The following is an 813-nucleotide window of genomic DNA, read 5'->3' as shown; positions in this document are numbered from 1 at the left end:
CGTAGCGGTCCAGATCCGCGCGCGCCACCCGCCCCGGCGCGAGTCCGACCTGCACACACCAGCCGAGGAAGTGCTGGAGATCCCCGACGTAGGCCCGACGGGTGTGCCCGGAGCGCTGCGCGAGCACGAACGCCGCCGCCCATTCCCGCACCCCTACCCAGCCCTTCTCGGCTGCTCCCCGGAGGTCGGCCGACGTGGACAGCTCCGCGGCGAGGGAGCGGCCGGGTACTACCCCGCCCGTGGTGAGTGACGCGGCAGCAGCACGGGCGCGCTCCGGGGCGGGGGAGCGGTGGCCGTCGAAGACCGGGTCGACCAGGAGCGCCCCGGGCAGCGCCGCCGGCCCCGAGACCTCGTCGGGCTCTGGCGGCCCGCCCAACCCGAGCGACTCCGCCGGCACAGGGCGGCCCTCGTGTGAGCAAGTTTGGCTGGGCGTGGGTAGCGAGTCGTCTTTGGTCTTGGAGTGGCTTGAGGACCCGGTCACTATTACATGATAACGCGTGTTATCATGCATCAGTGGCCCGGCCAGTGACTACCGCCCGCCAGCCCAACGGACTCCTACTCCACACCCACAGCCGGTTCGCAACCCGACACGGCCAAGTACAACCGAAACGTCGCGGGTGGCGTTAGCGTCGGGCCATGGCGAGCAGCAGTCCGCCGCGGTCCGGCCGGCACGCCAACGTGGACGAGGACCCTGCCACTCAAGCCCAGGTGGGGGAGTCGGGGCGAGAGAACCACGGGGGGCGACTGCGCCCAGCGCCGCCGCCGGTGGCGCACGCGCCCCTGCTGCCCGGGCTCGACCCCGAGGGCGGCGGC

The 813-nt window shown here is 72.8% G+C and carries 1 pseudogene; it reads right to left on the bottom strand.

The annotated features are described in order from the left end of the window. Positions 1 to 376: pseudogene (locus ACFPBZ_RS29450) on the bottom strand (hypothetical protein); the annotation flags it as partial. Positions 377 to 813 lie beyond the last annotated feature (437 nt).

It is taken from the genome of Actinomycetospora atypica (assembly GCF_042653685.1).
Taxonomy (GTDB): Bacteria; Actinomycetota; Actinomycetes; order Mycobacteriales; family Pseudonocardiaceae; genus Actinomycetospora; species Actinomycetospora atypica.
The sequence above is the reverse complement of the archived record's forward strand: the minus strand, read 5'-3'. Positions and strand labels throughout refer to the sequence as shown.